Below are 1,108 nucleotides of genomic sequence, written 5' to 3'. Positions count from 1 at the left end.
GCGCGAGTTCAACCGGCTGTTGCAACGAGCCTCTTGTTGAGGGCCTGGCCGGGAGTCTGCCACTCGAGAGTCTTGCGTGGTCTGGTGTTGAGCTTTAGCGCGACGGCCTCGCAGTCGGTGTCGGTGAGGTGGCGCAGGTCGGCGCCCTTGGGCCAGTACTGGCGCAGCAGCCCGTTGGTGTTCTCGTTGGTGCCGCGCTGCCAGGGCGACTGGGGGTCGCAGAAGTAGATCGGGATGCCGGTCTCAGTCTTGAACCGGGCGTGTTGGGCCATCTCTGATCCGCGGTCCCAGGTGATCGACTTGCGCAGTTCCAGCGGCAGGGTCGCGATCATCTCGCTCAGCTTCATCCGAGCGATGTCGGCGGTGTGGCGACCTGGGAGTGGTGCGAGGAGCACGAACCGCGAGGAGCGTTCCACCAAGGTGATCACCGCACCCTTCCCGGTGCCGCCGAGCAGCAGGTCGCCCTCCCAGTGCCCGGGCACTGCCCGGTCCTCGACCTCGGCTGGACGCGCGGAGATCCTGATGTCATCAGTGATGCCGAGCGTGGCGCGCTTCGCGCCACCGCTCTGGGCCTTGCGGCGCTGCCGGCGGGTGCGCAGGTGCGCGGTCAGCTCACGCTTGAGCTCGCCCTTGGTCTGGACGAACAGCGACTGGTAGATCGTCTCGTGCGACACCCGCATCCTCAGATCGCGTGGGAACAACACCGGCAGCATCGCCGCGATCTGCTCCGGCGACCAGTCATCGCGCAGCAGTTCCCACACCTTCTCCCGCAACGGGCCATGATCCAGCCGCCGGGCCTTGGGCCGGCGTGCCCTGCGAGCAGCTTCACGCTGGGACCACTTCGCGCTGTACTTGCGCTGGTACCCCCGTCCCGCGGCTCGTGCCGTCCGCATCCGGGGCGACCTGACCCCGAACGACCCCGCCCGCCGCAGCTCCCTCGAGATCGTCGAAGGATGCTTGCCCACCAACGCCGCGATCGTGGCCTGCGGCAAACCCGCCAGATACGCCCGTTCAATCACCAACCGCTGATCCGCGGTCAACCTCACTCCCGGCATGCGCCGCAACCTCTCACCTCACGATCGAGTTGCAACAACCGGTTGAGTTCGCC

General features: G+C 67.2%; 1 protein-coding gene. It reads right to left on the bottom strand.

Annotation, left to right across the window (positions count from 1 at the left end):
• Positions 1-8 precede the first annotated feature (8 nt).
• The gene (locus IEZ24_RS21405; protein WP_129457168.1) at positions 9-1,055 is read right to left on the bottom strand and encodes an IS30 family transposase; all 1,047 of its coding nucleotides are present in this window, start codon (positions 1,053-1,055) and stop codon (positions 9-11) included.
• Between the last annotated feature and the right edge of the window lie 53 nt (positions 1,056-1,108).

The organism is Nocardioides ganghwensis, assembly GCF_014779655.1.
GTDB lineage: Bacteria > Actinomycetota > Actinomycetes > Propionibacteriales > Nocardioidaceae > Nocardioides > Nocardioides ganghwensis.
This window is presented reverse-complemented; position numbering and strand designations above follow the sequence as displayed.

Excerpts from the sequence above, each read along its gene's own strand:
- IEZ24_RS21405 (WP_129457168.1), bottom strand. The coding sequence starts at position 1,055 with ATGCCGGGAGTGAGGTTGACCGCGGATCAGCGGTTGGTGATTGAACGG.